Annotated in this window: 29 protein-coding genes; 1 reads left to right on the top strand and 28 read right to left on the bottom strand. The window is 43.2% G+C overall.

Annotated elements, in window-relative coordinates:
* Position 1 precedes the first annotated feature (1 nt).
* The 20 genes from H1R82_RS07360 to H1R82_RS07265 all read right to left on the bottom strand — a co-directional run bounded on the left by H1R82_RS07360 (position 2) and on the right by H1R82_RS07265 (position 17105).
* Positions 2 to 3265 carry a distal tail protein Dit gene (locus tag H1R82_RS07360; protein ID WP_181729153.1) on the bottom strand — a complete coding sequence of 1088 codons (3264 nt, stop codon included), beginning with the start codon at positions 3263 to 3265 and terminating at the stop codon, positions 2 to 4.
* A 13-nt stretch (positions 3266 to 3278) separates the two neighbouring features.
* Positions 3279 to 5669 (bottom strand): phage tail tape measure protein, encoded by a 2391-nt coding sequence (locus tag H1R82_RS07355; protein ID WP_181729154.1) that lies wholly within the window; start codon positions 5667 to 5669, stop codon positions 3279 to 3281.
* On the bottom strand, positions 5669 to 5953 hold the full coding sequence (locus H1R82_RS07350; RefSeq protein ID WP_181729155.1) for a phage tail assembly chaperone: 285 nt from the start codon (positions 5951 to 5953) through the stop codon (positions 5669 to 5671). The genes H1R82_RS07355 and H1R82_RS07350 overlap by 1 nt, the downstream gene beginning before the upstream one ends.
* 23 nt (positions 5954 to 5976) lie before the next feature.
* Entirely contained in the window at positions 5977 to 6285 is a 309-nt protein-coding gene (locus H1R82_RS07345; protein ID WP_181729156.1) for a hypothetical protein, read from the bottom strand.
* Positions 6286 to 6309: 24 nt separating this feature from the next.
* A complete protein-coding gene (locus H1R82_RS07340; protein ID WP_181729157.1) occupies positions 6310 to 6738 on the bottom strand; it encodes a phage tail tube protein in 429 nt (142 codons plus the stop codon).
* 6 nt (positions 6739 to 6744) lie between these two features.
* Positions 6745 to 7101, bottom strand: a complete 357-nt coding sequence (locus tag H1R82_RS07335; protein WP_181729158.1) for a minor capsid protein — start codon at positions 7099 to 7101, stop codon at positions 6745 to 6747.
* Positions 7102 to 7114: 13 nt separating this feature from the next.
* On the bottom strand, positions 7115 to 7549 hold the full coding sequence (locus H1R82_RS07330) for a hypothetical protein (RefSeq protein WP_181729159.1): 435 nt from the start codon (positions 7547 to 7549) through the stop codon (positions 7115 to 7117).
* On the bottom strand, positions 7546 to 7866 hold the full coding sequence (locus H1R82_RS07325) for a hypothetical protein (RefSeq protein ID WP_181729160.1): 321 nt from the start codon (positions 7864 to 7866) through the stop codon (positions 7546 to 7548). The genes H1R82_RS07330 and H1R82_RS07325 overlap by 4 nt, the downstream gene beginning before the upstream one ends.
* Positions 7867 to 8226, bottom strand: a complete 360-nt coding sequence (locus H1R82_RS07320; RefSeq protein WP_181729161.1) for a hypothetical protein — start codon at positions 8224 to 8226, stop codon at positions 7867 to 7869.
* A 10-nt stretch (positions 8227 to 8236) separates the two neighbouring features.
* Positions 8237 to 8473: a hypothetical protein gene (locus H1R82_RS07315; RefSeq protein WP_181729162.1), complete on the bottom strand. Its 237-nt coding sequence runs from the start codon at positions 8471 to 8473 to the stop codon at positions 8237 to 8239.
* Between the two features lie 14 nt (positions 8474 to 8487).
* A complete protein-coding gene (locus tag H1R82_RS07310; protein WP_181729163.1) occupies positions 8488 to 8931 on the bottom strand; it encodes a hypothetical protein in 444 nt (147 codons plus the stop codon).
* A 61-nt stretch (positions 8932 to 8992) separates the two neighbouring features.
* Positions 8993 to 10078: an SU10 major capsid protein gene (locus H1R82_RS07305; RefSeq protein ID WP_232333821.1), complete on the bottom strand. Its 1086-nt coding sequence runs from the start codon at positions 10076 to 10078 to the stop codon at positions 8993 to 8995.
* A 47-nt stretch (positions 10079 to 10125) separates the two neighbouring features.
* Complete coding sequence (locus tag H1R82_RS07300; RefSeq protein ID WP_181729164.1) at positions 10126 to 10737, bottom strand: phage scaffolding protein; 612 nt, start codon at positions 10735 to 10737, stop codon at positions 10126 to 10128.
* Positions 10738 to 10828: 91 nt separating this feature from the next.
* Positions 10829 to 11221, bottom strand: coding sequence for a hypothetical protein (locus tag H1R82_RS07295; protein WP_181729165.1), 393 nt, complete (start codon positions 11219 to 11221; stop codon positions 10829 to 10831).
* 56 nt (positions 11222 to 11277) lie between these two features.
* Entirely contained in the window at positions 11278 to 11673 is a 396-nt protein-coding gene (locus H1R82_RS07290) for a hypothetical protein (RefSeq protein ID WP_181729166.1), read from the bottom strand.
* A 12-nt stretch (positions 11674 to 11685) separates the two neighbouring features.
* On the bottom strand, positions 11686 to 12570 hold the full coding sequence (locus H1R82_RS07285; RefSeq protein ID WP_181729167.1) for a phage minor capsid protein: 885 nt from the start codon (positions 12568 to 12570) through the stop codon (positions 11686 to 11688).
* Complete coding sequence (locus tag H1R82_RS07280) at positions 12570 to 14159, bottom strand: phage portal protein (RefSeq protein WP_220214933.1); 1590 nt, start codon at positions 14157 to 14159, stop codon at positions 12570 to 12572. The genes H1R82_RS07285 and H1R82_RS07280 overlap by 1 nt, the downstream gene beginning before the upstream one ends.
* Before the next feature lie 13 nt (positions 14160 to 14172).
* Entirely contained in the window at positions 14173 to 15930 is a 1758-nt protein-coding gene (gene terL / locus H1R82_RS07275) for a phage terminase large subunit (RefSeq protein ID WP_232333820.1), read from the bottom strand.
* 144 nt (positions 15931 to 16074) lie between these two features.
* On the bottom strand, positions 16075 to 16683 hold the full coding sequence (locus H1R82_RS07270; RefSeq protein ID WP_181729168.1) for a DUF4352 domain-containing protein: 609 nt from the start codon (positions 16681 to 16683) through the stop codon (positions 16075 to 16077).
* 251 nt (positions 16684 to 16934) lie between these two features.
* Complete coding sequence (locus H1R82_RS07265) at positions 16935 to 17105, bottom strand: helix-turn-helix domain-containing protein (protein ID WP_181729169.1); 171 nt, start codon at positions 17103 to 17105, stop codon at positions 16935 to 16937.
* Positions 17106 to 17453: 348 nt separating this feature from the next.
* Here H1R82_RS07265 and H1R82_RS07260 point away from each other — a divergent pair, with 348 nt between their 5' ends.
* Entirely contained in the window at positions 17454 to 18281 is an 828-nt protein-coding gene (locus H1R82_RS07260; protein WP_181729170.1) for a hypothetical protein, read from the top strand.
* 174 nt (positions 18282 to 18455) lie between these two features.
* Here H1R82_RS07260 and H1R82_RS07255 read toward each other — a convergent pair whose 3' ends face one another.
* From H1R82_RS07255 to H1R82_RS07220, 8 genes are all read right to left on the bottom strand, one after another.
* The gene (locus H1R82_RS07255; RefSeq protein ID WP_181729171.1) at positions 18456 to 18767 is read right to left on the bottom strand and encodes a hypothetical protein; all 312 of its coding nucleotides are present in this window, start codon (positions 18765 to 18767) and stop codon (positions 18456 to 18458) included.
* A 197-nt stretch (positions 18768 to 18964) separates the two neighbouring features.
* Positions 18965 to 19261 (bottom strand): hypothetical protein, encoded by a 297-nt coding sequence (locus H1R82_RS07250; protein ID WP_181729172.1) that lies wholly within the window; start codon positions 19259 to 19261, stop codon positions 18965 to 18967.
* Between the two features lie 283 nt (positions 19262 to 19544).
* Entirely contained in the window at positions 19545 to 19943 is a 399-nt protein-coding gene (locus H1R82_RS07245; RefSeq protein WP_181729173.1) for a phBC6A51 family helix-turn-helix protein, read from the bottom strand.
* 565 nt (positions 19944 to 20508) lie between these two features.
* Complete coding sequence (locus H1R82_RS07240) at positions 20509 to 20991, bottom strand: hypothetical protein (protein WP_181729174.1); 483 nt, start codon at positions 20989 to 20991, stop codon at positions 20509 to 20511.
* 46 nt (positions 20992 to 21037) lie between these two features.
* The gene (locus H1R82_RS07235; RefSeq protein ID WP_181729175.1) at positions 21038 to 21412 is read right to left on the bottom strand and encodes a hypothetical protein; all 375 of its coding nucleotides are present in this window, start codon (positions 21410 to 21412) and stop codon (positions 21038 to 21040) included.
* Positions 21413 to 21591: 179 nt separating this feature from the next.
* On the bottom strand, positions 21592 to 22344 hold the full coding sequence (locus tag H1R82_RS07230; RefSeq protein ID WP_181729176.1) for a hypothetical protein: 753 nt from the start codon (positions 22342 to 22344) through the stop codon (positions 21592 to 21594).
* Between the two features lie 245 nt (positions 22345 to 22589).
* Positions 22590 to 23366 carry a GIY-YIG nuclease family protein gene (locus H1R82_RS07225; RefSeq protein WP_181729177.1) on the bottom strand — a complete coding sequence of 259 codons (777 nt, stop codon included), beginning with the start codon at positions 23364 to 23366 and terminating at the stop codon, positions 22590 to 22592.
* 301 nt (positions 23367 to 23667) lie between these two features.
* Positions 23668 to 24498: a hypothetical protein gene (locus H1R82_RS07220; RefSeq protein WP_181729178.1), complete on the bottom strand. Its 831-nt coding sequence runs from the start codon at positions 24496 to 24498 to the stop codon at positions 23668 to 23670.
* Positions 24499 to 24631 lie beyond the last annotated feature (133 nt).

The raw sequence follows: 24631 nt of genomic DNA, 5'->3' as shown, positions 1-24631 counted from the left end.
ATTACACCCACCTTTCCGTAAACTCTAGGTCAACACTAGCCGCTCCGTCAGGGTCAAATAAGATTTGGTCTCCGTTTTTGATTGCGAAGAAGTCAGAGTCAATCGACAGGTCTTCCATAATTAGGAGCGTATTTAATTTGACCGATTCATTAGCACAATCAATTTCCAACTTGTCTCCCGGTTGGAATTCATGATTGATAAGGATGAACTCCGAGCCGTTGGATATTTTGAAATAAGGGGTGGCTCTAGAAAATTGAACATTGAACCTAGGATACGCCGGATACGTCCCCAGATACTCAAGAATGTCATTACTACCTGCGGCAAGGTTGCCATCAAAGTGATAAACGTTGTTATCCTCTGTGGGAGTTGCAGGCTGATTTGAATTAAATAACTCCTCCACTTCCACAGCTTCTAGTGCCCTCGTGAAAATAACAACATCGTCTATAAGGTTATTCCAGTGATTGCTGTTTTCTCGGCTGACACCAAGCCACAGATATGTCATGCCATTGAAATTTAACGGGTAAACCGTCCTGTCTGCTTCGCCTTGGAATTCCCCATTCAAATAGAGGTAAATGTTGCTTGTGCCCCAAACCACTGCCAAATGATTCCACCCGGAACCTTTTGGAACTGAAATTGCTTCCTTGCCGCCAATCTCAAGCACGTATGAAGTTGTTTCCTCGTCCTTAAATAGATGGAATCTTGATTCCGTTCCAGTTGTGTCAAAAGCCGTGGCTTGAAGTTGTCTTTTCATTCCATCCTCGTATACCCACATTGAAATAGTTCCCGCTTCGTTTAGCTCTTCCGTCAGATGGTCAATCCATACCTTTAGTTCTTCAGGATTTCGATTGCCCGTATTATGCCAACTGGTGGGATAGCTTCGCTTCTCCAGTTGCCACCGAGACGCACCATTAGGAATAAGCCTTATAATATCAGTTGCCGGAGTAATTTTATTTGGTTCCTGTTGTCGGATATACCAAGTCATCGTGTCGCCAATAGTTGGCGTTTCGTTGGTGTCCTCTGTCACCAGCGTATACCTGATAGTTAAGTTCGAGTCGGATAAGTCAACATCTTCAACAAATGCCTGATTATGATTCATTTTTGACCACGTAGTTCCGTCAAGGCTATATTCAAAAATAACGGATGTTGCCTCTGCACCGTGGTTTTGCGGTAAGATGGCAGTTGAAGTAATCGCCTTGCCGATGTTGCTAACATCTACGCTAGGTAGCGTAATAGTTTTACTCGGAACATATCCTGAATAAAACTCGTAAGAAAGTCTATCAGCGGATGGCGTCAAGCTAACCCTGTTTGTTGTCAAAGTGACTCTATACTGAAACCTTCCATTAGACAAATCTGTTGCTTGGCTAATTCCCTGAATGACATTTCCTGATACAGGCATATATTCAGACCACGTATTACCTCCGTCAGTAGAAATGCGAGTCTCTACCAAAACGGAAGTACCTTCTGGGATAAATGCTGTTAATTCCGAAATAGCTCGGGATGCCTTCCCAACTTGGCTAATATTAATAGGAACGGATTCCCGGTACCCACTCGTGACATATCCGCTGTGAATTTGGATTTGCAAGGATTTTAGGTCGGGGCTGTCAGCACCATGGATGCTGAACAGTTCCACCATGACTTGTATTTTTGTCTGGTTTTCTTCCAAGTCTTCCCCTTCCAGAATATTGACTATTTCTGCGTCTACAACTTCAACCCATTCCCCAACTTCGCCATTATCGTCACGTCTGACATGGAACTTGACATCGTGAAAATACTCAGGTAAAGGGTCAAAATCCGTCCACGTTGGAGTTAAATAAGCATTTGCGACCAGCTTTGCGTCAGAAATGTCAAACCACGGAGACTCCCAATAGCCGTAATAAACATTTCCTGCAGGCGGTGCTCCCCGGTCTTCTTGATGATAAATAACCCAATCAAGCGCTAAGGAACTCCCTGCCGGAGCTACTCCAGAAAAGAAGAACAAGATTAAAGCGGTTGAGTAGTTGGTCATCGTATAAGTTGTGTGCAAATCCCCGTCAACATATAGCTCCGCAATACTCCCTGCTGATGCCCCTGCCGGAATCCGGATACGTGCCATCCGCCATTCCCCATTAGTATCAGGGAGGTACAGGTTAGCGAGTATGGAACCATTTGATACATAGACGGATATTCCATTGTTGGCATTTTGTGTTTTAAATCGAAATTCCATCGTAAAGCCATTAGCGAAACTCAAGCTAACATTTTTTCTCATTCCCCCAGATTGTGACTGCCCACCAGTCTTGACAATCTCCACGTATTCCGGGTATTGATTGATTTGAGTATTAGAAGCGTTATGGTTCGTCCAGTCCACGTGATTATACATATCCGACCAATATTCCCAATCTAGAATATTGGTTAGCTCAAGATTTTCCCCAGCATCAGCCCTTGTGTTGTGGTGGGTTCCGGAGTTCCAGTCCGTAGTTGTTTGGAAAATCTTTTCGACGTCAACGCCCGATTTCGTTAACTCGAGAAAGTCATTGTCTACTTCTTCAACCCCGACCAGTGTTCCTGATTCCCAACCACGGTCAACAGCCCCTAGGTAATCCGTTCCCTCTTTTTCAAGTGACAGGATGGGCAATTCTTCGGTCTTTTTATGTTCGATGCCTGCTGAACCGTTAACCGTTGTCAAGTAGTAGTCAGCACCTTTTACCACTGCTAACTCCTCAACTTGAGGATTAGAGGCGGTTTCCAGCAGGTTTTCAGTTCCCTCTTCGACGAGGATTGCTTGGTCAAACTTACCGGGCTTATAAATTGGATAGTTTTCAGTTACTACCGTGCCATCTTCCCGATACCTTATACCTGCTCGAGAAAAAATAGCACTAGGAGAATCCACACGCTGAACCTTAGTTTCTCCATGTGCGAAAGGGTCAGGAGCAATAAATTTAATGGTTGTCCAACCATATTCAAGCATTTCATCTAAGTCAAGACTGTCGACACAAATTGCTTTATAATACAAGCCCTTTTCCACGCAAACCTCTAACTTTTCTAGATGCTCACTCCTCAACCAAGTGTTAATCCTCCGCACTCTCTGCCATAAATCTTGCCTACTTTCTCCCTGTAGAAACACATCAAATTCGATTTCGTAAATATCAGTTTCTACACCATAGAAATAAGCACCATGATTGCCTCGCACTTTCTGAAGGACGGCAGAAGACGGAGCGGTCATGCCCCGCCTTACTTCTAGTACCTTATCGAAGTAGTCTAATGCGTGTTGTCCCTTAAATTTAAACATTCAACCACCTACCTTATCTTAGGCGTCCTTTTGACCGCAACTGTCTTTGTTGGAGTTTATAAAGCTCGTTTGCAATTTGTTTTATGTCTGAGTCTTTTCTGACGTTGAAGGTATTTCCGGTAATGACTACGCCACCAACACCACCCATAGAGGATGAACCAACCCCAAAAGACACGCCAGAAACTGACGGTGCAATTGTGGGATTAGCCGTAAACTGACTTAGCGAAGCCAATTCCGAAGCCGCAAAACTTACTGTTTGTGCTAATTTCGGAATGCTGTTTTGAATGCCGGACGCAAACATGTTCATAAAGTTAGGAGCCCACTTATCGGAATCTGAAGCCGGCCCCTTCTCCGTCGGGCTGTGGAACCCGAGATATGAAGCAATTGTCCTTGCAACATTTTTCACTGTGGAAACGACACTGTTAATCTTGCTCTTTATCCCGGATGCAAACATGTTCATGAAGTTGCTTCCCCAACTATATGCCTTGGATGCCAGCCCAGACAAAGTACTGCTGATACTGGAAACGGTACTGCTAATTATGCTTTTAACACTATTCCATACACTGCTTGTTACGCTTTTAATATTATTCCAAGCACTCGTTACGGTGCTTCTAACTGCATTTGTAACTGAAGTTACAACGCTTTTTATGCTGTTCCATACGGAAGTTGCAGTTGTTTTAAGACCGTTCCAAAGCGGGGTAATAAATGATTTAATTGAGTTCCAGATTGCAGTTGTTTGACTTTTGGCTCGGTTCCACGCATTAACGATGAAATTAACTAAATCTTCAAAATAATAGTTGTGGTTGTACATCCACTTGAACGCACCAACTACAATATTTTTAATCCCATTCCAGACAGTAGACGCTACACCTGTTAACCAGTTCCAAGCGTTGGATATCCATTTTGTCACGCTATCCCAATTCTGCCAAAGCCAAATACCTGCCGCAACAATTCCGGCAATGACGGCAATGATGATACCGGAAGTCCCTGTCATAACTCCCGCAATAATCGTGAATGCTGTTCGAACTACATTACCAATGTTCAAGATGACGGGTGTTAGCCGTACAAGCCAGCCCCAAAAGGTAGATGCAAACCCTACAACTTTTGAGAAGCCGGAACCGAGCATGTTTAAGACCTGAGGCAACCTTGTTAGTTTCGGAAGAATTACCCCTATGGTCTTTAGTAGGTTACCGAAGAGGGAGGTTAGCGGCCCCAATGCAATAGTTACAGCACCTAAACCTATGGCTATCTTTTGCGTAGCCGGGTCTAGCTCACCAAACTTCCTAACCATCTCCGCCAAACGCTCTAAAAATGGAATCAATGCGGGTAGGATGTGCTCACTAATAGCAATCCCTAGCCCTTCAAGTGCCGACATAAATTCACGAAAGGCTCCCTTTGTGTTATTCGCCATTGTTTGCGCCATTTTCTGGGCTGAGCCGTCGGCATTCTCTAACATTGAGGTAAAATCTTGCAGACCAGAGGTACCCTCCTGCAACAAAACAGCCATTGCAGGACCTGCCTCAACACCAACCAATTCCATGGCATCAGAGGCTTTAACCCCTGCATTTGCGAGCACTTCGATAATTTCCGCTAATGATTTAGTTTTAGGGTTAACGTCTTCGGCAGTCAGACCATATTTTCTAAGGGTTTTTTCGGTACTCCCTGTTACGTTTGACAATTGGCTAAGAATACCCCGCAATGCCGTACCTGCCCGTTCCCCTTGGATACCAGCATTAGACATTAACGAGATTGCCGCCGCCGCTTCCTCTACACTAATTCCAAATGAGTTAGCAATAGGTCCTGCATAACCCATCGCATACCCCATTTGTTCAACTGAGGTATTAGCCGAGGATGCGGCTTTTGCAAGTACGTCTGCCATATGCCCCGCCTCTTCAGACTTCATGCCGAACGCAGACATAATGTTTGACGTAATGTCTGCGGCTCTGCCAAGGTCTAATGCCCCGGCAGTTGCAAGGTTCAATACTGCGGGCATGGCATCGATGATTTCGTTGGTCTTAAACCCTGCCATACCGAGGTATAGCATACCTTGAGCCGCCTCTGAAGCTGAGAATTTAGTAGTTTCCCCTAGTTGCTTAGCAACTTCCTTTAACTTTTCGAAGTCCTTTCCTGTTGCACCAGTAACAGCGGCAACTTTTGACATGCTTTCCTCAAAGTTAGCCCCCGCCAAGATTGCCGCCGCTCCTAGCCCTGCAAGTGGTGCTGAGATGTGCGTGGTCATTTTCTCCCCAATATTGCTGACAGTGTTTCCAATCTTCTGGAACTTACCGCCAAAGTTAGAGAGACTACCAGCACATTGGCTAATTGATGCTTCAATACGTTTTAGACTTGCATCTAGTCCCGACGTATCAGCCGTAAATTTTGCAACAACTTCTGCAATTGCCATTAACCGCTCACCTCCTTCCTATTTATAAATGCAAATTGTTGTTTTAACTCGTCCAAGCTCTTTTTCTTTTTATCCTTTTTGTGGGACTTATTTTTCTTTGATAACTTTGCCGGCTTTTCCAAGAACTTAGAGTTCATGATGCCCACCGCTAGGTTTTCAAGAAAATCAAAATACCTTTCTTCATCTTCCACTTTTCCTTTCAGCATGAGATGAAATTCATACGGGGACAGTCCCCAGAACTCATCCGGAAGAAGCCCCAGCTTACCAAATGCAACCTTTTGCAATTGTTCCCAATCAACCTCTTCTATTACTTCCCCGAGCCACCATTACCAGCATTTTTAGTTACGGACATTTCCAGCGCCTTCGCAACGGCATCTCCAACGTCTTCTAAGGACGGGGCTTCATCAAGTAATCGTCCAGTTTCTTCTAAAGTCAGGTCAGGATTTTCATGGAGAAGCCCTGCCCAAACCAAAGCACGTAAATCCTTCATTCGAAAGTTGTTTTTAATCTCTGTGAGCGGACGTCCTAAGGCTTCTTCTAGCTCGCAAAATGCACTGAACGTATATTTCAACTTCCGTTGTTTATCCAATTTCACAGTAACTGTTTGTTTCGCCATCCTCATCACTCCTTGTTAGATATATTAACCCTCTAATCCGGCACTGCCGCCACGGACAATTGAATATGGACCCCTTCCGGTCAATGTGAGAGAATACGACACGCCATCTTCTTGTGCGAATTCAAGGGGAAATTCAGACACAATTACTTCCCCTTGATACGTCAGACCAGACGGGAATTTAAAAGCAACTGACAGTGTTTGGCGGTTTTCAAATGCCGCCTCCAGTGCCAAAAGTGCCTCATCATCTTCTACCAAGAACCCGGAACACTCAATCGACCAACTTTTACGTCCCGGCAAATAATCACCAAATTCTCCATCAGTCTTACTGGAGACATCGACTTCTTCAGCATTACGGTTGAAGGTAGCATCTCCTTGACCACCCAAAACCTTCTGCGTACCATCCACATCTACGTATAACAACACATCAATACCAGCGACTTTATTAGATGCCATTTAACATCACTCCCCATCAGTGATTAGACTGCAATTTATTGAATATTGCGTTCTTTGGTTTTCGTCTTTTCCTATATACAAAGGCTGGTTGGCAATGCACAGGATTACAAAAGCATCACCAACGAAAAACCTAGACTTAGTGCGCAATGCTTTATAAATTTTCCACGCTTTTTCCTCAGCTTGTGCGGCACTTTCATTCCTCAGGAGGATTTGGACATTTAGGCGGTTAACATGAGGTTCAGTTGTGCCCGGCGTAATCCTCACCATAGCACAATTATTTTCAGATTGAGCGTAAAACTCATTGCTATATGTCCGAATATTAAAACTATTTTCAACAAACTTCCTCAACTCCTCAATCCTCATTAAACCACCTCCCCTAATCAAGTGCCTTTAAATTCCGTGCCAATCGCTCTTTAACATGTTTTTGATAAGCGCTCCGTTCCCCCATAAGTGGACGTTCAAGAAACTTAGCACCAACTGGATAACGTTTCCCTGACATTCCAATCCCTCCAGGCTTTCTCCGTGAGCCTTCCCCCAAGTTATAACTACCTTCATGCATTTTCAGTGCATAGTTGAAGCCTCGATTATACGCACGGTAAGAAACTTCCACGCTTCCTTGTGTAGGGGAAGTGTCAACTTTTTTGTTCCAACTAGACTCAAGATAGCCTGTCTCATGCGGAGCCGCTCCAGAAGATGCCCGAACCAAGTCATCTCCCACATCGTGAAGTGACATGTTTAATGCGGATTGAATAGACTTTGAAGCACTTTTCAATTTAGAAACATTTGTGGTGACTCTCGTTCTAATCCTCATCGCAAACTCACCTTTCTAAGAATCACCTTTCCTCCGTAATCCTTGATGGCTTTTATTGACAAAGGCTCACCTGAAATAGTTAAGCCACTGGAATCCGTAAACTCAATTTTGTCTCCATATCGGATTACTTCTTTTGGCGAAACGTATAGTGTGTATCGTGACGATACCTCTTCTCCGTTTTGGTTTAGAACAATCCGGGTTTGCTCTGAAATCCTCCCCTTCACTTCCCTAGACTCTCCCCAGATTGGCTCACCCCATCCGTCAATTCCTTCAAGTTTGGTTATTTTGATTTTGTCTTTCATAGGTATCCAAGCCATTTAAATCACCGTCCACAAGTCATAAGGATTATATCCCGTTTCGTACTCGATTTTCTGGACGGCTCTAGGAGAGATTCTAGGCGGAGCCTTTGCCATTGAAACTGAAACTCCATCGACAGATACGCTGGTAACTCCCAACTCTGCCTTTTGAATTGCGTCGTCCATGCGGAGAATCCATAAAGCCTGTTCATAGATGGCTTCTACTGGAATTTCAAAGTCAACATCACCTAAAAATTCGGATAAATCTTTTTCCGCTTGGTTCAATGCTTTGGTTTTCCTAGTGTCATCAGCTTCGTCCCAAGCTTCTGAGTGCAGAACATAGGTGTCAAAGTATTGTTGAGCGTCAGTGAGGCTTGGCATGGTCAACACCTCACTTTTCAGCTTTCTTTTTCGTGGTCTTTTTGGTGGATTTGGTTTTGGGTTTGGCTTCTTCGTTCTTTTCCTCTTCCTTTTCTTCCGGCTTGTCGATGCGGGTTACTCTATGATTTTGTTCAAGTGCTTTGATGATTTCTTCATCATCCGTTTGGGCAAAGCCGTTGGTGAATTGGATTTTCTTATTACCAACCCAAACGGACAAGAAGGCATGTTCACTTCTGAATTCAGCCATGGTTCCACCTCCGATTACACATCTTTGTAAATAATTGCAGCAAGGATTCCATAATCCTCAGGGAATTCTGCATCAGTGTCGTTTTTATAATTGAGCGATATCCTACCCGTAGCATAGAAGGGGAAATTATCCTGACCGTAAACCGTACCGCGTTCACCACGAACTTTAATACTTTGCGCATGTACGCTACCTTGTTCGTCTTCAACGTCACCTTCTACCTGAAGAATGGTTAAGTGCGGAACTTCCGGCGGAGTAGTATATCCAGAAAATTCTTGATGAGTCGGTTCACAATCCAGATACACCAAGGTTTTCCCCTCCGTAGAGTACGGGACACGAGGTGCCCAGATACTAGCGGAAGTTATTTCTACATCCTTAACGCCCAAATCGACAAAAGCAGATTTTGTTTCTCCGGGGGCAACAGGACCCGGGATTTGAATGTACCGGTAATGAACGCTCATTAACAACACCTCCCAAAAATGATTAGAAGAAAGGGGCATCCAATTGGGTGCCCCAATTCAATTAGCCAAGGTTCACCAATTTGGCATGCGCTTTTTCTTGCTTGAACTCGAGGGTATATTCACCCAAAAGCTGACCCATGATGAAGTCACCTTGTTTACCCATGTATTCATGGGAGAAGGAACGGTCACCCAAGGGGCGCACGGCAATCCGGTTCAGGTCAACAATAAAGATTTCGCTGGACTTCAGGTTGTCGTTCAGAATAATGGGGAACTCACCGAAGTCAGAAATGAAGGTATCAACTACACGTCCTTCAACCCGGTCATTCACCCCATGGCGAACAAGGTCTCTGCTAATCGCAGCAATGACCCGTTTTTGCTTAGCGGGAACCATGATAACGTGGTTGCTCACGGTCTTGAATCCACCAGCAGCATAGATTTTTTGGAGGGCATCATTCAGAACATCAACCGTGACATTTCCACCACTGACATCTTCCACGTTGGACACAATATAGTTGCGGATACCTTTCATGTACCGTTTCAGCCCGTTGTTCACTCCAGGACCAGCAATCATGGCTTTTTCCAGTTGCAAAGCCAGTTCGGATTGCTTGTGCAACCGTTGACGTTCATATTCATCAGCAAATCCATATTGAGCAACAGCCATAGCGGAGCCAGAAACCGAAATAGTTTCTTCAAAGATTTGAGTATAGTTTTCCACCAGTTTCCGTTGCTTAGCACGGGCTTCCCGAGCTTCCGCACCTTCTTCAGTTTCGTTGTAAAGAACTTCAATGACAGCACCTTGACCGTGGGCAGCCGCCGTGCTTCCCAGGTGCGCACGGCTCACGGTCACCGTGTTCCCGTTCACCGCCGTCACGAGCATATATTCTTCGTCAACTTGAACCACATGCTGAGGACGGAAGATGCTACCATCAGCCACTTCCAGCGTGGTGGCATCGTTGTCCGCAGCAGCCGTCAGGCGGGTTTCATAAGCAAACATTTCATCTTCAACCCACTCATGCTTCGTGTTATACACGGAGTCACCAAACCCAATCAGGCTAAGCAGCGGGATTTGATGCGGAGACAACAGGAGCATTTCATCAACAACAGATTCCTTTTTACCTACAATCAATTGAGAATTTTGTTGTGCCATAAAAACCAACTCCTTGTTAATTTAGTTAATTTAGTCAGAATGGTTATTTATTTATTTAACTCACGCTTAAGCTGTGAGTATCTGATAATGTCTTCCTGACGTCCGGTTCGTTTAGCTCTGTCATGAGCTTCTTTCAAAAGTTGCTCTTTCGTCTTTTCCGCCTTACCGGACGGGTTAGTAGGTGCACCTAAAACTTTGGGTTGCTGTTTTTTCTGAACCACCAAGAAAGGGTTTTGCTCTACAAGGTTTTTGACTAAATCGTCGATGTCCTCAACATCTCCATTTTCGTCAATGTTAAGCTGAAAAAGCTCATCTTTGACCAATTTCAAAGCGGCATCAACATATTCCACGTCATACTCCTTGGCTTTTTCCTTGAACTTAGACTGAATCTTTTCAGTACGATATTTGGCTTTAAATTTTTCGAATTCCTCAGACAAAGCGTCATACTCTTCTGCTTTCTTTTTCAGCTCGTCATTGCCATTCATCACTTCCTCAAGCTGTTTATTTAGCTCTTGGATTTTTGCTTCATATTTATTTTTAACTTGGTTTACCCTGTCCCCAATGATTGAATTTAATTGAGACTGAGTAAACATGGGTTTTTCGTGTTGTTCCCCCTGTTGGGTTTGTTTCACTTCTTGTTGTTTGTTTTCTTGTTCCATAGTACATTCCTCCTTAACCTTGCTTTGCGGCGCAAGTAGCCGAATTCCGCAGCAGCTTTTAACGACCTCACTGCGTGTTGGTCAAGGAAGCTTAATAGGGATTAATTCTGCTTGCTTTTACTTTGTACAGCTTTTTAATCTTGATAACATCCCCGTCACTTCCGGGTTCCAGAGTATACCCAATGTAAGAAGCAAGATTCCCATCCATACCGATGTAGCCACCGTCAAGAACGTTGACAGAAATGCCAGCAGCAACGGAGTTAGCTTGTTCAGTTGCCTTAAATTCAACCTCCCAGTACCCACTGCCTTCCAAATCGACAGTGACTTCTTCACCTTGGGAAATTGTCCGTTTGGAACAGAAATCAGCGGCTTCATCAGCTTTTGCCAAACGGACATAAACTTTATCAGGGTCTCCCCCACCCGCCAGACAGCAAAGCCGATTTGCCGGGATGTCTTCAGTGGCAATCGCCGTGATTTGTCGCATCTATCCCACCTCCTTACCCTTCACCTTCAAGGGCAGCAATCCGTTGTTCCAATTCGTCAACCCTTGCTAAGAGGGCATTCCAATCTTCTTCCGTCGGGAAACCAGGTTCCCCTGGGGGGTCCTTGTTCTCCCTGGGGTCCCTGTGTGCCTTGTTCACCCTGAGGTCCCTGAGGTCCTTTGATATTCCCCGTTTTGCCCCAACCAGCGGAACCCTTTTCAAAAACATCACCACTAGAGGTATTGAGGTAGTAATCACCAACTTGACCCAAGGAATCGTCAGGGTCAGAAGTTCCACTGTACCACTTAGAAGCAGTTCCACCACCAATAGCGGTGACCACCAAAGCACCATCTTCAGTGACTTTAAGGCGGCGGGTTTCGCCGGGGTTTTCAAGAGATTCACCAATCAGCGTCATGTTCTTGTTATCGTCAGGCAGTGCATTTTGGTTCGCCATGACATCACCTCCTTAATCAAATGTCATGGGTGTTTTATTCAAGTCCTGAAGTTGTCGAGGAAGTATTGAAGGGTCTCTAAACGGATGAATACTATGCTGACAGCCCGGATGGAATATGCCAGACATCCTCGCCTCGGCTAATGTTGGATAATTTCCGGGTACTCCATCCGTCAACTTAACTATCCTACCTTCCCAACGTCTGCAAGGAGCATGTTTGCTCCCGTGGGCGGAGATAGTCGCATACATAGCATCACGGGAAAGCGCTTCGTTAGTTGCACCTTCCAAATGTGCCTGCATTAATTTTGTTCTCGTTACCATGCGGACATAAGCTTCAATTGACCAAATCCTATTTGCACGGTCACGAATCGCAAAGTTAGCGGATTTTTCAGCCTGCCGCCTTAGAACTTTGCTAATGTCTTTAATTTGCTTACTTCCTTTTTCCCCTTCAATTGCACCCTGCCGCAATTGTTCCCCGACAATCTGACGAATGAACTTTTTCACTTGCAACTCAGTGTTCCGTGTCATTTGCAACAAATCTTCCATGGTATCAGCAATCATCGCCTCGACGAATTGTCGGTTAAGTCTATTTGTAGAAACCAACTCAAGTGCCTTTTTTAAGGTGGTTGCTTCACCGAGCGTGATAAGTGCACCTGCCGCTCCCTCTCGATATGCTTTCGGTATGTTTTTCTCAATCCAAGCCTCAGCGGATGCATCAAGCTCCCTTAATATCTCAGCGATTTCTTGAAGCAACCTTTGACGTTCCACCGACTTCATATCTAGCGGAGCACGTAAGAGTAAATCCCGTATTCGTTCCGCCGCTCTTTTATACTCTGCAACCAAGACTTCAACCTCATAGTTATATTCCTGTTTAGGAACTGGCTGAGGATTCCAAGTCATTATTCATCCCCGCCTTCAACTTCTTCAAGCGGAACGGAAGGCATTGCTTGAGGAATTAGTCTTGCTTCGTCTTCTTGGATGGCTTCTATTATCGTTTCCGCCACCTTGTCCTCCACTTCATCAAGGCGTTTAATAGCGGACTTGACGTCAAGCGTCGGTTTATCTCCGGTTCGAAGTGCCATGATTTCAGCTTCTTCTTTTTTGTTTTTCGGTAATCCGTCTTTCCAGTGAATAATTGGTTCCTCGGGCTCAATCCCAAGCTCAGGTTGGTTAAGTGCCTTTAATTCAAGTGCTGTTTTAATCGCATTCTTAAACGCATAGTCCACATGAACTCTGATTCGTTTAACTTTGGACAGGATGGGCATAAACCTTGATTGGATAGCCACCCCGTCAGTGTGAGAAGTACCTGTTCCTCCGGAGTTTTCCGTAATGGTAGTACCAAACAACCATTGCGGTGTCTCAGCCATCTGATACAAAATATTAATCAGATAATCAAGCTCTTTAAATTGCCCCTCTAACCGGGAGTCAAATTGCATATAACCGGGCTGGGGTTGGTCGTTTTCTAGTGGAATATATCTGCCAGCCCAGCTTACAGTCCCATTTTCTCCGGTTAACCGTGGGCCATATGCTGGAGGGTCACCGTGCTTCCACAGGATATAATCAATCTGAACTAGGCGGTCATTGATGGCTTGTATAATCGATTCCGCCTTTTCAATAAAAGAAATTCCTTCCCACGTATCGTCAACCGATTTATACGGAACGTGCCAAACCGGAATATAATTTAATCCGGTTGGTATAATGTCTTGTTCCATTCCCGTAGGAACCCTTTCTTGAATCCGATACATCATAATTGGAACACTGTCTATGTTTTGGACATCTAAGGGAGTCATCCTAAACCTCGAATACGTTATAAAGCCTGGCACGTGCCGTTCAACAAACAGATAAGGAACTTCTTCCTTGCCCTCTAAAACCCATTCAACAAAGGCAATATTGATTGCCTTGAACCTATTCCTATCCCGTAACGATTCCTCAGGAAAAACAAACTCAGCAGGTACGCTTTCAATGATTGGTTCCAACTCAGCCCCTAGAAACTCTTCAGCCGAAACCCCTTCCGGTAAAAGTTCCTTTGGGACTTCTGAAAAATCATCCCGATACCCGTAACGAACCTTAATCCAAGAGTCACCCCTATATCCTCCGGAGATGACAAGTTCATGCCCTAGTTTGTTGAGGCGGTTTCTTTTGACAATCTCATTTAAAGCCTGCTTGGTTGGCGTTTCGTCCGGTTGACTAATGTCGTAAATAGGAGGTTCACCAAACATAAGGTCTGCGGGCTTGGTCAACAGAATATCCTGCAAGTTACAAGCGATATAAAGAGTTCGCAAATAAGACTCATGTTTCGTCCCTTTCAAAGCCTCGCTTGCCCGCTCAAACATTTCTTCTTGATTTCCCTGAAAGAAAAGCTTTCCTCGCTTATATTTGGCAAGTCTCCGTAAAACCCGTTCATCCTCAGACGGATAAATACCGCCTTCTTTAAATTCATGGGTTAATGTGGGAATTTCAAATTTAGATTCATCATCAGCAAAAAGCATCCGCCTCACCTCCTCACATCCAGAATGGTTTGTCTTCAATCACAACAGGAACGCTCTGTCTTACTGCCGTAATTGCCATCTCCAAGCTGTCCGGCGCATCATCATGAGAATTTGTTCCGTACAACTCGAATTGTTCTAAAAGTCGATGATGTCTTGTGTTAAATTGGATTTTTCCTGATTGAATATCAGGCAACAAAGCCTCAATCCGAAGCTCCTTCCTTGCCTTCTGCTTAACCTCTTTTACTCGGGTATGTGCAGGATATCCAACAGCCTGCAACTTTTGTTTCAAGTGGAAAGAAAAGAATTCTTGTGCGTGTTGGGCTTCAACAGCGATAACGTCCGGTTGCCATTTAAGCACTCTTTCAACAATCACGTCTAAGAACTTATCCGGGTGAATCCTCTCCACGTAAGAGTCAGCAACATAAATAACACCTGTTTCTTTATTCCGAGCAACAACCGAGATTGCCGAAAAGTCCCCACGCTCTTTCCCCATTGCAAAGTCAATACCGAATCCGATATGATACTGACTATGCTTAAACGTCTTTCCGGGGTCTTTATTGTCCCAATAGGTGAAGCTCTTGGGGTTGAATATCATCGAATCTTCGTCTATAGGATTGTTTTGGTACTCTGTGTTAAATGCCTTTGTTCCTAAATCCCATTTAATCTGATGCAGCGTCCATAAATTCTTTGACTCTGGCCAAAGAAGAATTGCTCCTTTATCCATTTCTTCTTTGTGCTTTTTGTAAAATTCCTTAGCGTCATTTAAACGGTTCGGGTTTTCGTGGTCTTGGTAAATCTTCCTACATAGTTCCCACAAATCCAACCTTTCCGGCTCTTTAATAATTGACCTATATACTTTTGGTTCGAAATCACCACGACGATAAAGCAAATCCATCAAAAGGCAATCATGATGAACGGTTGTACCCATCAAAACAATAGCAGTTCGTTTTCCTTTAGGGTCTCCAAGAGGGAGCACAACCGAGTTAAACCAATCCTTTAACTTTTCCCGCTGTTCCTGTGTTCCGGCATTTTCCTTCAGGTCTTCCAAGTCGTCGCATACGATTAAATCCGGACGAGAACCGTTCCAGTTCTTACCCCGCAAAGCCTTACCTGTGGAAGACGCTTCAACGAGAGTTAAAAGTTTCTGTTCTCCGTTCTTGTCCTCATGCCAAGCAATGAATGATTCACTATTATCTCGGGGGTTTTCTTGCTTCTTTGGATTCAGAAGCGGCCCAAAGTCTTCCCTAAGTTTTTTATTGTGCTTTAGTTGAAGTGAAATCCACTCAATATTTTTCATCGCAATGTCTGGGGTGATGGATATTGCAATGATGAATTTTCTTTTTCTAAAGCAAACCTCCCGAATCGGGAAAGCTTTTGAAAGGTACGTTGATTTAGCATGACCACGAGGAGCGGCACGAACAATCTTAGCATTTTTCCTTTTGTTGCTTACCTCGTCCATGTCGTGACATATTTCTTTATGAAAATCTGCCGCATCTTCAGGGCATTCTAGGTCAAACCCTTCCCAGTTACCGGGGTTTCCCGGGTTTCCTTTCTCGGAAAAGTACTCCCAAGAGAAATATAATAGGTCAACCTCTGCCCTATGTACTCGCTTCAACCTTGCAAGTTCGTCCATCATTTTTGCCACTTCTTCCAGTTCTTCAGGCGTGGCATTGTCGATGTCAACCAATTCAAGGTATTCTTCCAGAGTATTAATCATTTCTTGTCGCTCTTCCCGGTCTACCCAACGCTTTTCAGATTTAATCCATGCCATATGCCAGCACCTCCTTTTTTCAGAATATTTAGACATTCTTCTCCTTAACTAACTCTTTTCACTAAAGCATAAGGGGATTGTTTATAAGCTGATTAGACATCCAGTAGAGAAAAATAAAAAAATCTCCCAAACCGGGAGATTCTTTCACTGTTCTTTTAGTTCAATCCTAACCTCACCATTATCCAGCAAATCAAATCCGCCAGTTCCTACAAAAACATAATCCTCCTTACTACCTGCCACGTCAAAGACATATTTAAATTCCTTTTTCCCCTTTGGATTAATTTTGTCAAATAAAGAGGAATTGGAACTTGCATTTGCTTGGTCTAAGTACATGAACGCAGAACTGTCTGGTTCATATTTATTTCCCTCTTTATCCTCAAGCCATGTCATCCCCTCAGAAACTGACCGTCCTTCATTGTCTAGATTCTCAATCGTAACATCTATGATTAAGTATTTACCAGAACCTGGCTTTTTGCTCCCCAAAGCATTGCTGAGTACGTCTTTTTCTTGCACTTTAGTAATCGTGTATGCCAACTTACCAGCGGTTGCCTTCTCGCCGATTTTAGCAACTTTGCTTTCCTTCTTCGCTTCTGCATTTTGTTGAGTTGAGTTGTTTGCATTCCCTGACGTTGCCTCTGGGGTATCTCCATCCCCAAAGATAGCACCCAGAATAAAGAGTCCCACAATCATCACTAAGAAAGTACGGAACTTGCGTAATTTACCCGTTTCCGGGTTGACAAAAAACTTCTTCACAACGCTAACCCCCTTTATTGCACACAAAAAGAACGGGGAGAATGTTCTCCCCTTAAAGCGAACCGTTTAGGAGAATGATTGGCGGTTAAATACGTCACAAAATAAAGAACCTGTTAACCTCAACAACACGACTTACCAATAAAAACCCAACAACGCCTAGCCTACACAACCAAGCCAAACCTAAAGCCTGAACAATCACAAAGACAAACAATACAGCGCCGTAAACCAGAACTAAGAGGAAGACGCCAAACTCAACTGCCATTGATAAACTTTTCCAAATCTTCTGTACTCACACGCCACAAGCGGTTTACCTTAAAGCCTTTGAGCCTGCCTGCTCTTAACCACTTTTTGACGGTCACCTCGGACACTTGAAGAAGTTCAGCGACTTCTTTCGGTGTCAACAATTTATTTAGTTCTTTCATCCCTCCCTACACCCTTTCGCACGGAAGCCATCTTGATAATACCTAGTATTCATACTGGCTGTCAAATATAACCATTTGTACATATCCATATCTCCTTGTACCTCTACATATCTTTTGCTACCTTTACGACATAAAAAAATTTTTGAACTATTTGTGAATCCAAAAATATCAGCAATAAAGTTAACTTTATCAGCGAAAGCTAACGGGTTTATTATCGTCGAGGTCCATTATATAGCAACTGAATTCATTCTTGTCAACAAAGTCTGCGGAAAAAATTTTAGTTGAAATTTTCAGTTCATTGTGCTTTAAGTTTTAATTGGAACAATTTTTCAGATTGGAGGAATAAAAATGCTGTTGGATTATTTAAACGTGCCTGATGCTTGGTGGCGTCTTTATGCGTATATAGCTGTGTTAGGACTAGGTTTTGTAATAGTGATTCTTCTGCGGAAAGATATTAAGGACTTAACGACCACTGAATTCACGGGTTCTATATACATTTTTGGATTCTTTTTGGCGTTTACTTTGTTTTCAAATTTCAAGGAATTTATTACTGAAATGCGTTCTGAAATTATAGGAATGTGTATTGACATCGGCTTAGTGTATCTTATTATCGAACACACTTTAAGTAATGACCGAAAGCGGGAAGAGAGGGAGAAGGAAAAATCAGCATATAAACATTACCTTAGAGAAAATTTAAGTTATCTTTTGCCTGAGCTAGACAGAAGATATATGAGTCTCTTCAAGGATTCAACAACTAAGGATATTTCTGATTATTTTGTTGAAAATTTTGATGAACAAAATATCAAGTGGGAATTATTCGCCGGAAATTCAGGCACCCGAAGCTACAACTACCTGTTTAGGGAGTTCGCAAGCAAAGAAGTTGAAAAACTTATACTCATTTATAATCGAGTCATGCCCAATGACTTACTACATCATCTACTAAGCCTTGAAACTCAAAGACAAGGACAACAACAACATCCCAACAAATGCCTAACTTGCTTGCCACACTCCTTTGCGGTTGGGGTACATTTTCCAAAAATTATTTTTGATACGCGGATTTATTTTCAGCCAGCCCCAGCCCCCACTGACCCCCGCCTTGGGGGGATAGCGTTTTGTCTTGGCTTGTCTTTGCGTTTGTCTTGCGTTGGGTTTGTCTCGTCAACATCGTCATCATAACTCTTTTCGTTACGTTACAAAAGATTGATTTTGTAACCTTATATTATCAACACGTCAAAAGCCGCATAATTCCTACGGCTCCGCCTTCTCTATCTTTCACTGTAAGGTTACATTTTTTCTTATGTAACCCGCAAGGCACAAAAAAAAAAAGACTCCTTAATGGAGTCGTGTTACTTAGTTAATTTTGCTGTGTTGTCTATCCGCCGCACAAAGCCCATCGAGCATCTTATGTTTCGCCTCTTCCATCTCCTCAACAATCGCCTTGCCTAGCTCCCGGTAATCTCGGATGCGGTTAGTCCGGTCAATCTTAGGTTTTATGGTACCCCACAGTTTCCGCAACCACAGGGTATAATGAAACATCTTCACAACTGCTCCCGGCACGTATTCTCCCTTGTTCAACTTCTTTTCAACCATGCGCTCTGTAAAAGTCCGGTGCTGAACTCTCTCGTCAACGTCCTTGAACCACGCCTTTTCCATCTCCGCCATCACATGTTCATCCTTCACGAGGTAGATTTGGCATTCCGCATTCGTGCATTGGAATGCGATACAGCTAATATCTTCGGTAACTCTAAACTCGTCAACGCTGACACGACTACCACACAACGGGCATTTAACCATAAGTATCAAATCCTTTCAGTTGATTTATCCAATGCCTGAGGCGACGAGTAGAAAGAAGCCCCGCCTTAAGAGACGGGGACTTTTGCCATACGTAAAAGCGTATCGATTAACCTGTCTTGCAGAGATAACTCAGTAGATTTCCAATAGCGTTTGAGCGTTTGATACGTGTCTTCTGGCATACTCTCGCGGAAGAATTCCAGTGCAGATTCAATAAAGATATCCTCTTTCTCCAGCATCTCGTCCAGCAAAACGTCTGCATAGTTGTCATAGCTATGTTCGAAAGAATAGTCATAGTAAGCACGAACGGCGCATATATAATCCCGACCAAGACGGCGAACTTCTTGGATATTTAGATTTTTCAAGGTTCATTCCTCCTGTGAACTTGTTGTTTACATTTACTATTATAGTTAACATAGTCATTATAGTCAACATATAAATCAAAGACGAAATTGTCCGAAAAATTTTTGAAGGGGTCGCGCATTTTCCGGGGTCACCAGATATTTTTGATGATAAATTTCACACGTGAGAAACGTTTGGAAACGATGGCTCAAAAATACTTACTATTATATGCACCAAAAATTAACCCATTTTCACACAGAGGAAAAAGGGGACGGTTTTAGCCAACCAATCCCCCAACAAATCCCCTTATTTATCTTTCTTTTGCTTTGCTTGCCTGAATTGCCGCAAACTCTCTTTAATCGCATCATAGTCAACGCCACCGTTATTTACATTCACGTTAACCTCCGGCTTCTTACCGATTAACTCATGGGCTTCAAAAATCAACTTAGCGGCGGCGGCTGACTTGTCTTCCACTGCCGCATCCACCATTGCATTCAATACCTCGGTCAATCTGTTCTTGCTACTATTTACAATCATTTTGTTTAAGGTGTTGCTAAACAAATCCCAATTCATCCAGTTATACAACTGACGCCGGGAAATGCCCACCTCATCTGCAATCTCTTGCATCGTATACTCACCAGCAACCAACATCTCAATTGCTTTATAATGTCTTTCGTCCAAAAATTTCGGTCTATTTCCTGCCATAAACATCATCCTCCTTGACTGTTTAAATTTTTGCTTCAGAGATACCCCTGGGAGCGAATTAAAAGGGTCTCTGAGCGTTCAAAATTGCTCCCAAGTATAATAGGTCTCGAAAACAAATTTAACAAAACCAACTCATCCAACTTAGTTACAACAAACCAACCTATTCCACGCATCACCTCCTTTCATGCACGACTAAAATCCCGGTTGAGCTAGCGCCGGGGTTGCGTGCGTGCGGGCGGCGGGCGTGCCAGCCCTCCGACTTATATTTCATTTAAATGAGATAGAAGCACGACAAGAGAAATAAGCACAAAATCCTAAACCTAACTTTCTACTACCTTATCCGTGCTATTTCTTTTAAAAGGTTTTTCTATCTAAAAATATTTCCGTGGCTTTGCCACGGGTACCCTTGAGCGTTAGCGAAAAGGGTACGTAAATGTAAGTCTTTATGTGTAAGTCTTTATGTGTAAGTCTTGTTAACGGTTGAAAATCAACCGTAGCAAAGTTGAAAATCAACCGTAGCAAAGTTGAAAATCAACCGTAGCAAAAACTGACCACCAAAAACCGCTTATTCTTGCTTGCTTTCCTGCCGCTTTTTGTCCTGGTATTCCTTTAACCGTTGCTTATCCTTCCTCTCCTTATCCTCGGCGTCTTTCAAAACCTTAGAAAACTCCTCCACTGCCTCCGGGAACTTCTCCACAAATTCCTTCAACTCTAAAGGCTTGTGCGGAATATATTGGTTGTTCCCCGTGCTTCGGTTCTTCTTAACCGTGACAAGACCATACTGTTTCAGTGCCTTAATTGCCTTCTTTCTGCGGTGGTCTTTCATATTCAAATCAACCCGAATCTGCCACGTATCCGGAAATGCGTACCCGTAATCCTCGTTATATTTGTCTATGAGGTATAAATAAAGACTTAACGCATCATTATCAAATTTAGGCAAATATAGATAAGCGCTTAAAAGGCGCTTATCTAACTTTACAAACGTCGAATTTCCTTTTTTATCCTTCTGCTCAAATCTTTCAATGAATTCCTCCTTACTTCTTTCCATAAACTATCACCTCGCCCTGAAATGTCTCATAAAACAAATCCTCCTATCACCGAAACTTAGCCCAAATCTTCAATAACTCATCGTGCAGGATGTAAAGGACGAAAAAGTAGTTGGGTTCGTACTTTTTGGCAATGTCCGTATCCATGAACTTATATGATAATTCCTTTGCCAACTTGAAAACCTTCAAAGTCCCCAAGTAAGGCAAGCGCTTGGTATTCACAATGTTTTCAAGGTAGATAGAGATGACGGGTCGAAAATCCATTCCGTTCCACACGGTGGTATTGAGTTTAATAATTTCCTTCGTTATGTGGCAGAAGTAACCAATTGTTACCCCGCTATTGTCACGAGTTACCCCTAAGTTGTGGACACCTTGGCAGTTCGGGCAAAACATTCTCTCCATTTGTTGACGTTTTTTCTCCATATACATCACTCTCCTAACTTTGTTATATAACAGAATAGTCTGATAACTGACCAAGACTTATAAATATGCTTCTTAATGCAATAAGCAAAGCAGGAACAAGCAATCTAAGGCTCCCTCCCGCTCTGCTGATTACATTAAGAAAGAAGCCCCAGCCTTTTTAGGCTGAAGCTCCTACCCAATCAGAATCCGTCCTTTTCTACGAATCTCTTCAAGGGACGCCATTTAAGATAACGAATATCCAACTCAACATCACTGGCGTCAACCCCGTCCATGGTCTCGATGTTTTCAATTCTCCACTTCGCCCAATTTACGAGCCGTTCCCGAAAAGAACCAAGCTCTTTCACATAGCTTAAGTTATCCTTTTCCCCACTCTCCAATACTTCCACCAATTCCTGCAAACGCTGTTTACATTTCTCACGCCATTCAGGGAAAAACTCCCGCTCTAATCTCTCCCGCTCAAGTCGTTCAAGGATTTCTTGTGCCTCCTTCTTGCGTTTCCCCTTTGCGTATGCGACAACCTCCCTATAGTACCCAATATCATCGCCGTCATAATAACCCAATGCTCGCTCAATATCGGTCATCAACAACATGTCCTTGTCATTAAGCCACTCATGAACCATTAGACATTGCTTTTTACTCAACCACCCCTTCGTCTCGAACTGCTCAATAAGTTCCGGTATCACACGGAGCTTAAACCGATTCCGAATCCGTCGCAAATCCTTCTTCTTCAAAACCTGCACCAAAATCCAGCACCGCTCACGCCATGCTCTTTTCCGCTCTGCATCCCTCTTCCGTTCTTCCTCTGACCGCTTCGCCAACAATTTCTCAATTTCCGGCACTGCGTATTTCTTAAAGCACTCAGGTCCGTAATCCTTACCACCAAATTCAAGTCCTGCTCTGACGATACGTCCGCATCCAGCGCATTTCGGCATGAATATCATCTCCTTATGTAGTTTTTATAGTCAACTTCGTCAAAACATCCTAAAGCAAATCCGTCATTGTGCACTCCATCGGGCTGTTCCGTTGTTTACGTCTTCATTATAGTTAAATGAGTCATTAAAGTCAACATTAAATTTCAGATAGCCAGGGAAAAATTGCCCTGGCTAATTGTTTGAATAGACCATTAATTGGCATCACTCAAACTTTGTCTATTAAGACATTCTCCTCTCCCCTTGTGTTATTTAACATTAACGCCCATCTTTTTGAATTTTACTTTTAAACTGCTTCTAAGCATTCGGGCATTCCATTCCGAAATACCCAACAAGTCCATTATGTTGCTTCTCGAAATTAATTCCCCTCTTTCTCTTGCTACCTGCAAAATCTTAAACTCGTCATTAGATTCTGCCTTGATTTTTGAAGCCGCAGTTTTAATTGCTTCTTTTAATGCATTACCACTCAAATAATCCGAATCTGCAGTAAATACACGCTCCCCTTTTTCTTCAACGGTGCGTGCGGTTCGGGTAGTTTTTACAATTCCGTCTTCGTTATGTTCAAAAGGTTCTCGGATGGTTTGAAGCAGTTCAACATTTCGTTTTGATTCTTCAATCTCACGGTCAATTAGCATCTGAATGGCTTCAGTTGGGGCTAGCCCTAATTCCTTGCAGGTTGTTCTGAATTGCTTATGCAATGTATCGGCAACACGATAGTAGAAGCTATCAAGATTGAATACCATCCCTGTTTGATTCCGCATATTATAGCCTTTGTCATATGCATCCAACTTCTGAATCCACTCCTGCTCTTTCCTATCTAATTCTGATTCATCACAGAGTTCTAATATTTTGAGCATAAACCCTACAGCACCCACAGAGTTATAAGCCTTTTGCAACTTTATTGAGTGGTGTTCCCCACACTCCAACATACTAAGGTGTTGCTGGTAACGGTTCGGGATGTTCCGACTTTGACCAACATAAACTTCACCTGTCGCTATATTCTCAATTGCGTAGATTCCCGTCATATGGCATTCTCCTTCCATCTATTTAATGCACCGTTTCTACCAACTCAACAAAAAGGAAATTAAAATTTGCTCAGGTTTGGTATTGAAAAATTGTTCAGCTAAATATGTTCAGGTGCAAGCTGTTCATGTCAATTTAAGTGTTCAACTGTACAGATAAAACCTGTGCACATTTATTTGTGCAGGTTACGTGTTGTTCATCTTGTGCAGGTCTATTTGCTGTGCACAGGTTTAACTGCACAATTTTATATGTTCAGGTTGTACATATTTCTTTGTTCATCTGAACTGTTCAACTGAACGCTGTTTATGAAGCTGTGCGCAATTTATCCTCAAGTTCCTTCTTAACAGCGTCAACCTGCCGTTGTGGGCACCCTGTTAACTTCATTAGCGTTGGGCGTCCGGGCAGTTTTCCATGTTCAGCTTTATATTGCAAAGCGGCTTCTTTGATTTTCTCGTAATTCTCAGGTGTTACACGGCCGTAACCATTATCAATATAGTTCATCTTAACTGTGCGCTTTCTTTGCCGTTCAGCTTTTTCTTTTCGTTCAGGTTGTGCAGTTTCATTCTGTTCAGGTTCAGCTTTAGACTGTTCATGTTCAGGTTGTGCATGTTGTTCCTGCTCAGGTGCACGCTGTTCAGCTTCTCCTTGTTCAGCTTGTGCATGTGCACCATCTTCATCATCACCTTGTTCATGTTCAGGCTGTGCACCTTGTACTTCTTGTTCAGGCTGTTCAGCTTGTTTATCCTTTTCATCTCGATTGCCTGAAATGATAGCGGCACTGACAACCAGTTCCGCAACAAACCCAATTACAAAAATTAGCACACCAATTGCTATTGCCTCGCCTCCGTTAGGAAACCCAGACGAGACGTTGGAGTAACCAATAACGAGTGCGCTAATTACAGACGCAATCCGAATTGGAATAGGAACTTTTCTGCCAGTCAAAGCACAGATGATAATGTTCATGTTGGACAAGAAGAATAGCGTTTCACAACCGACAGCACCTAGATGTGCATATGTGCCTGTGTACCCACCTCTTGCGAAAAAATCCGCCGTGTGGCTATACGACAGAATCAGCATGAGGACAAACACAAACCCACCAAGCAAGATATTCATTAGCATTAAAAATACTCTCACTTTTCTATAACCTCCAGCTTAAATTTTCTCTCCTAAATCGTCATTATCTATCAGGTCCCCTGTATAGCTAATAATGCTAACAAAGTCAATAGGCGTAGGTTTATCTCCTACGCCAAATTTGAGAATGGAATTA

This window comes from Thermoactinomyces intermedius (genome assembly GCF_013912365.1).
Classification (GTDB): domain Bacteria; phylum Bacillota; class Bacilli; order Thermoactinomycetales; family Thermoactinomycetaceae; genus Thermoactinomyces; species Thermoactinomyces intermedius.
Note: the sequence above shows the minus strand (reverse complement) of the source record. Positions and strands in the feature narration are given on the sequence as shown.

Bases quoted from the DNA above. Each gene is read 5' to 3' on its own strand.
- H1R82_RS07300 (WP_181729164.1), bottom strand. From the start codon at position 10,737: ATGGAACAAGAAAACAAACAACAAGAAGTGAAACAAACCCAACAGGGG.
- H1R82_RS07340 (WP_181729157.1), bottom strand. From the start codon at position 6,738: ATGGCATCTAATAAAGTCGCTGGTATTGATGTGTTGTTATACGTAGAT.
- H1R82_RS07290 (WP_181729166.1), bottom strand. From the start codon at position 11,673: ATGGCGAACCAAAATGCACTGCCTGACGATAACAAGAACATGACGCTG.
- terL (WP_232333820.1), bottom strand. From the start codon at position 15,930: ATGGCATGGATTAAATCTGAAAAGCGTTGGGTAGACCGGGAAGAGCGA.
- H1R82_RS07280 (WP_220214933.1), bottom strand. From the start codon at position 14,159: ATGCTTTTTGCTGATGATGAATCTAAATTTGAAATTCCCACATTAACC.
- H1R82_RS07245 (WP_181729173.1), bottom strand. From the start codon at position 19,943: ATGGCAGGAAATAGACCGAAATTTTTGGACGAAAGACATTATAAAGCA.
- H1R82_RS07225 (WP_181729177.1), bottom strand. From the start codon at position 23,366: ATGACGGGAATCTACGCAATTGAGAATATAGCGACAGGTGAAGTTTAT.
- H1R82_RS07345 (WP_181729156.1), bottom strand. From the start codon at position 6,285: ATGGCGAAACAAACAGTTACTGTGAAATTGGATAAACAACGGAAGTTG.
- H1R82_RS07305 (WP_232333821.1), bottom strand. From the start codon at position 10,078: ATGGCACAACAAAATTCTCAATTGATTGTAGGTAAAAAGGAATCTGTT.
- H1R82_RS07315 (WP_181729162.1), bottom strand. From the start codon at position 8,473: ATGGCTGAATTCAGAAGTGAACATGCCTTCTTGTCCGTTTGGGTTGGT.
- H1R82_RS07295 (WP_181729165.1), bottom strand. From the start codon at position 11,221: ATGCGACAAATCACGGCGATTGCCACTGAAGACATCCCGGCAAATCGG.
- H1R82_RS07360 (WP_181729153.1), bottom strand. From the start codon at position 3,265: ATGTTTAAATTTAAGGGACAACACGCATTAGACTACTTCGATAAGGTA.
- H1R82_RS07260 (WP_181729170.1), top strand. From the start codon at position 17,454: ATGCTGTTGGATTATTTAAACGTGCCTGATGCTTGGTGGCGTCTTTAT.
- H1R82_RS07255 (WP_181729171.1), bottom strand. From the start codon at position 18,767: ATGGCGGAGATGGAAAAGGCGTGGTTCAAGGACGTTGACGAGAGAGTT.
- H1R82_RS07320 (WP_181729161.1), bottom strand. From the start codon at position 8,226: ATGCCAAGCCTCACTGACGCTCAACAATACTTTGACACCTATGTTCTG.
- H1R82_RS07335 (WP_181729158.1), bottom strand. From the start codon at position 7,101: ATGAGGATTGAGGAGTTGAGGAAGTTTGTTGAAAATAGTTTTAATATT.
- H1R82_RS07285 (WP_181729167.1), bottom strand. From the start codon at position 12,570: ATGACTTGGAATCCTCAGCCAGTTCCTAAACAGGAATATAACTATGAG.
- H1R82_RS07310 (WP_181729163.1), bottom strand. From the start codon at position 8,931: ATGAGCGTTCATTACCGGTACATTCAAATCCCGGGTCCTGTTGCCCCC.
- H1R82_RS07355 (WP_181729154.1), bottom strand. From the start codon at position 5,669: ATGGCAATTGCAGAAGTTGTTGCAAAATTTACGGCTGATACGTCGGGA.
- H1R82_RS07240 (WP_181729174.1), bottom strand. From the start codon at position 20,991: ATGGAAAGAAGTAAGGAGGAATTCATTGAAAGATTTGAGCAGAAGGAT.
- H1R82_RS07325 (WP_181729160.1), bottom strand. From the start codon at position 7,866: ATGGCTTGGATACCTATGAAAGACAAAATCAAAATAACCAAACTTGAA.
- H1R82_RS07235 (WP_181729175.1), bottom strand. From the start codon at position 21,412: ATGGAGAAAAAACGTCAACAAATGGAGAGAATGTTTTGCCCGAACTGC.
- H1R82_RS07330 (WP_181729159.1), bottom strand. From the start codon at position 7,549: ATGAGGATTAGAACGAGAGTCACCACAAATGTTTCTAAATTGAAAAGT.
- H1R82_RS07230 (WP_181729176.1), bottom strand. From the start codon at position 22,344: ATGCCGAAATGCGCTGGATGCGGACGTATCGTCAGAGCAGGACTTGAA.
- H1R82_RS07265 (WP_181729169.1), bottom strand. From the start codon at position 17,105: ATGAAAGAACTAAATAAATTGTTGACACCGAAAGAAGTCGCTGAACTT.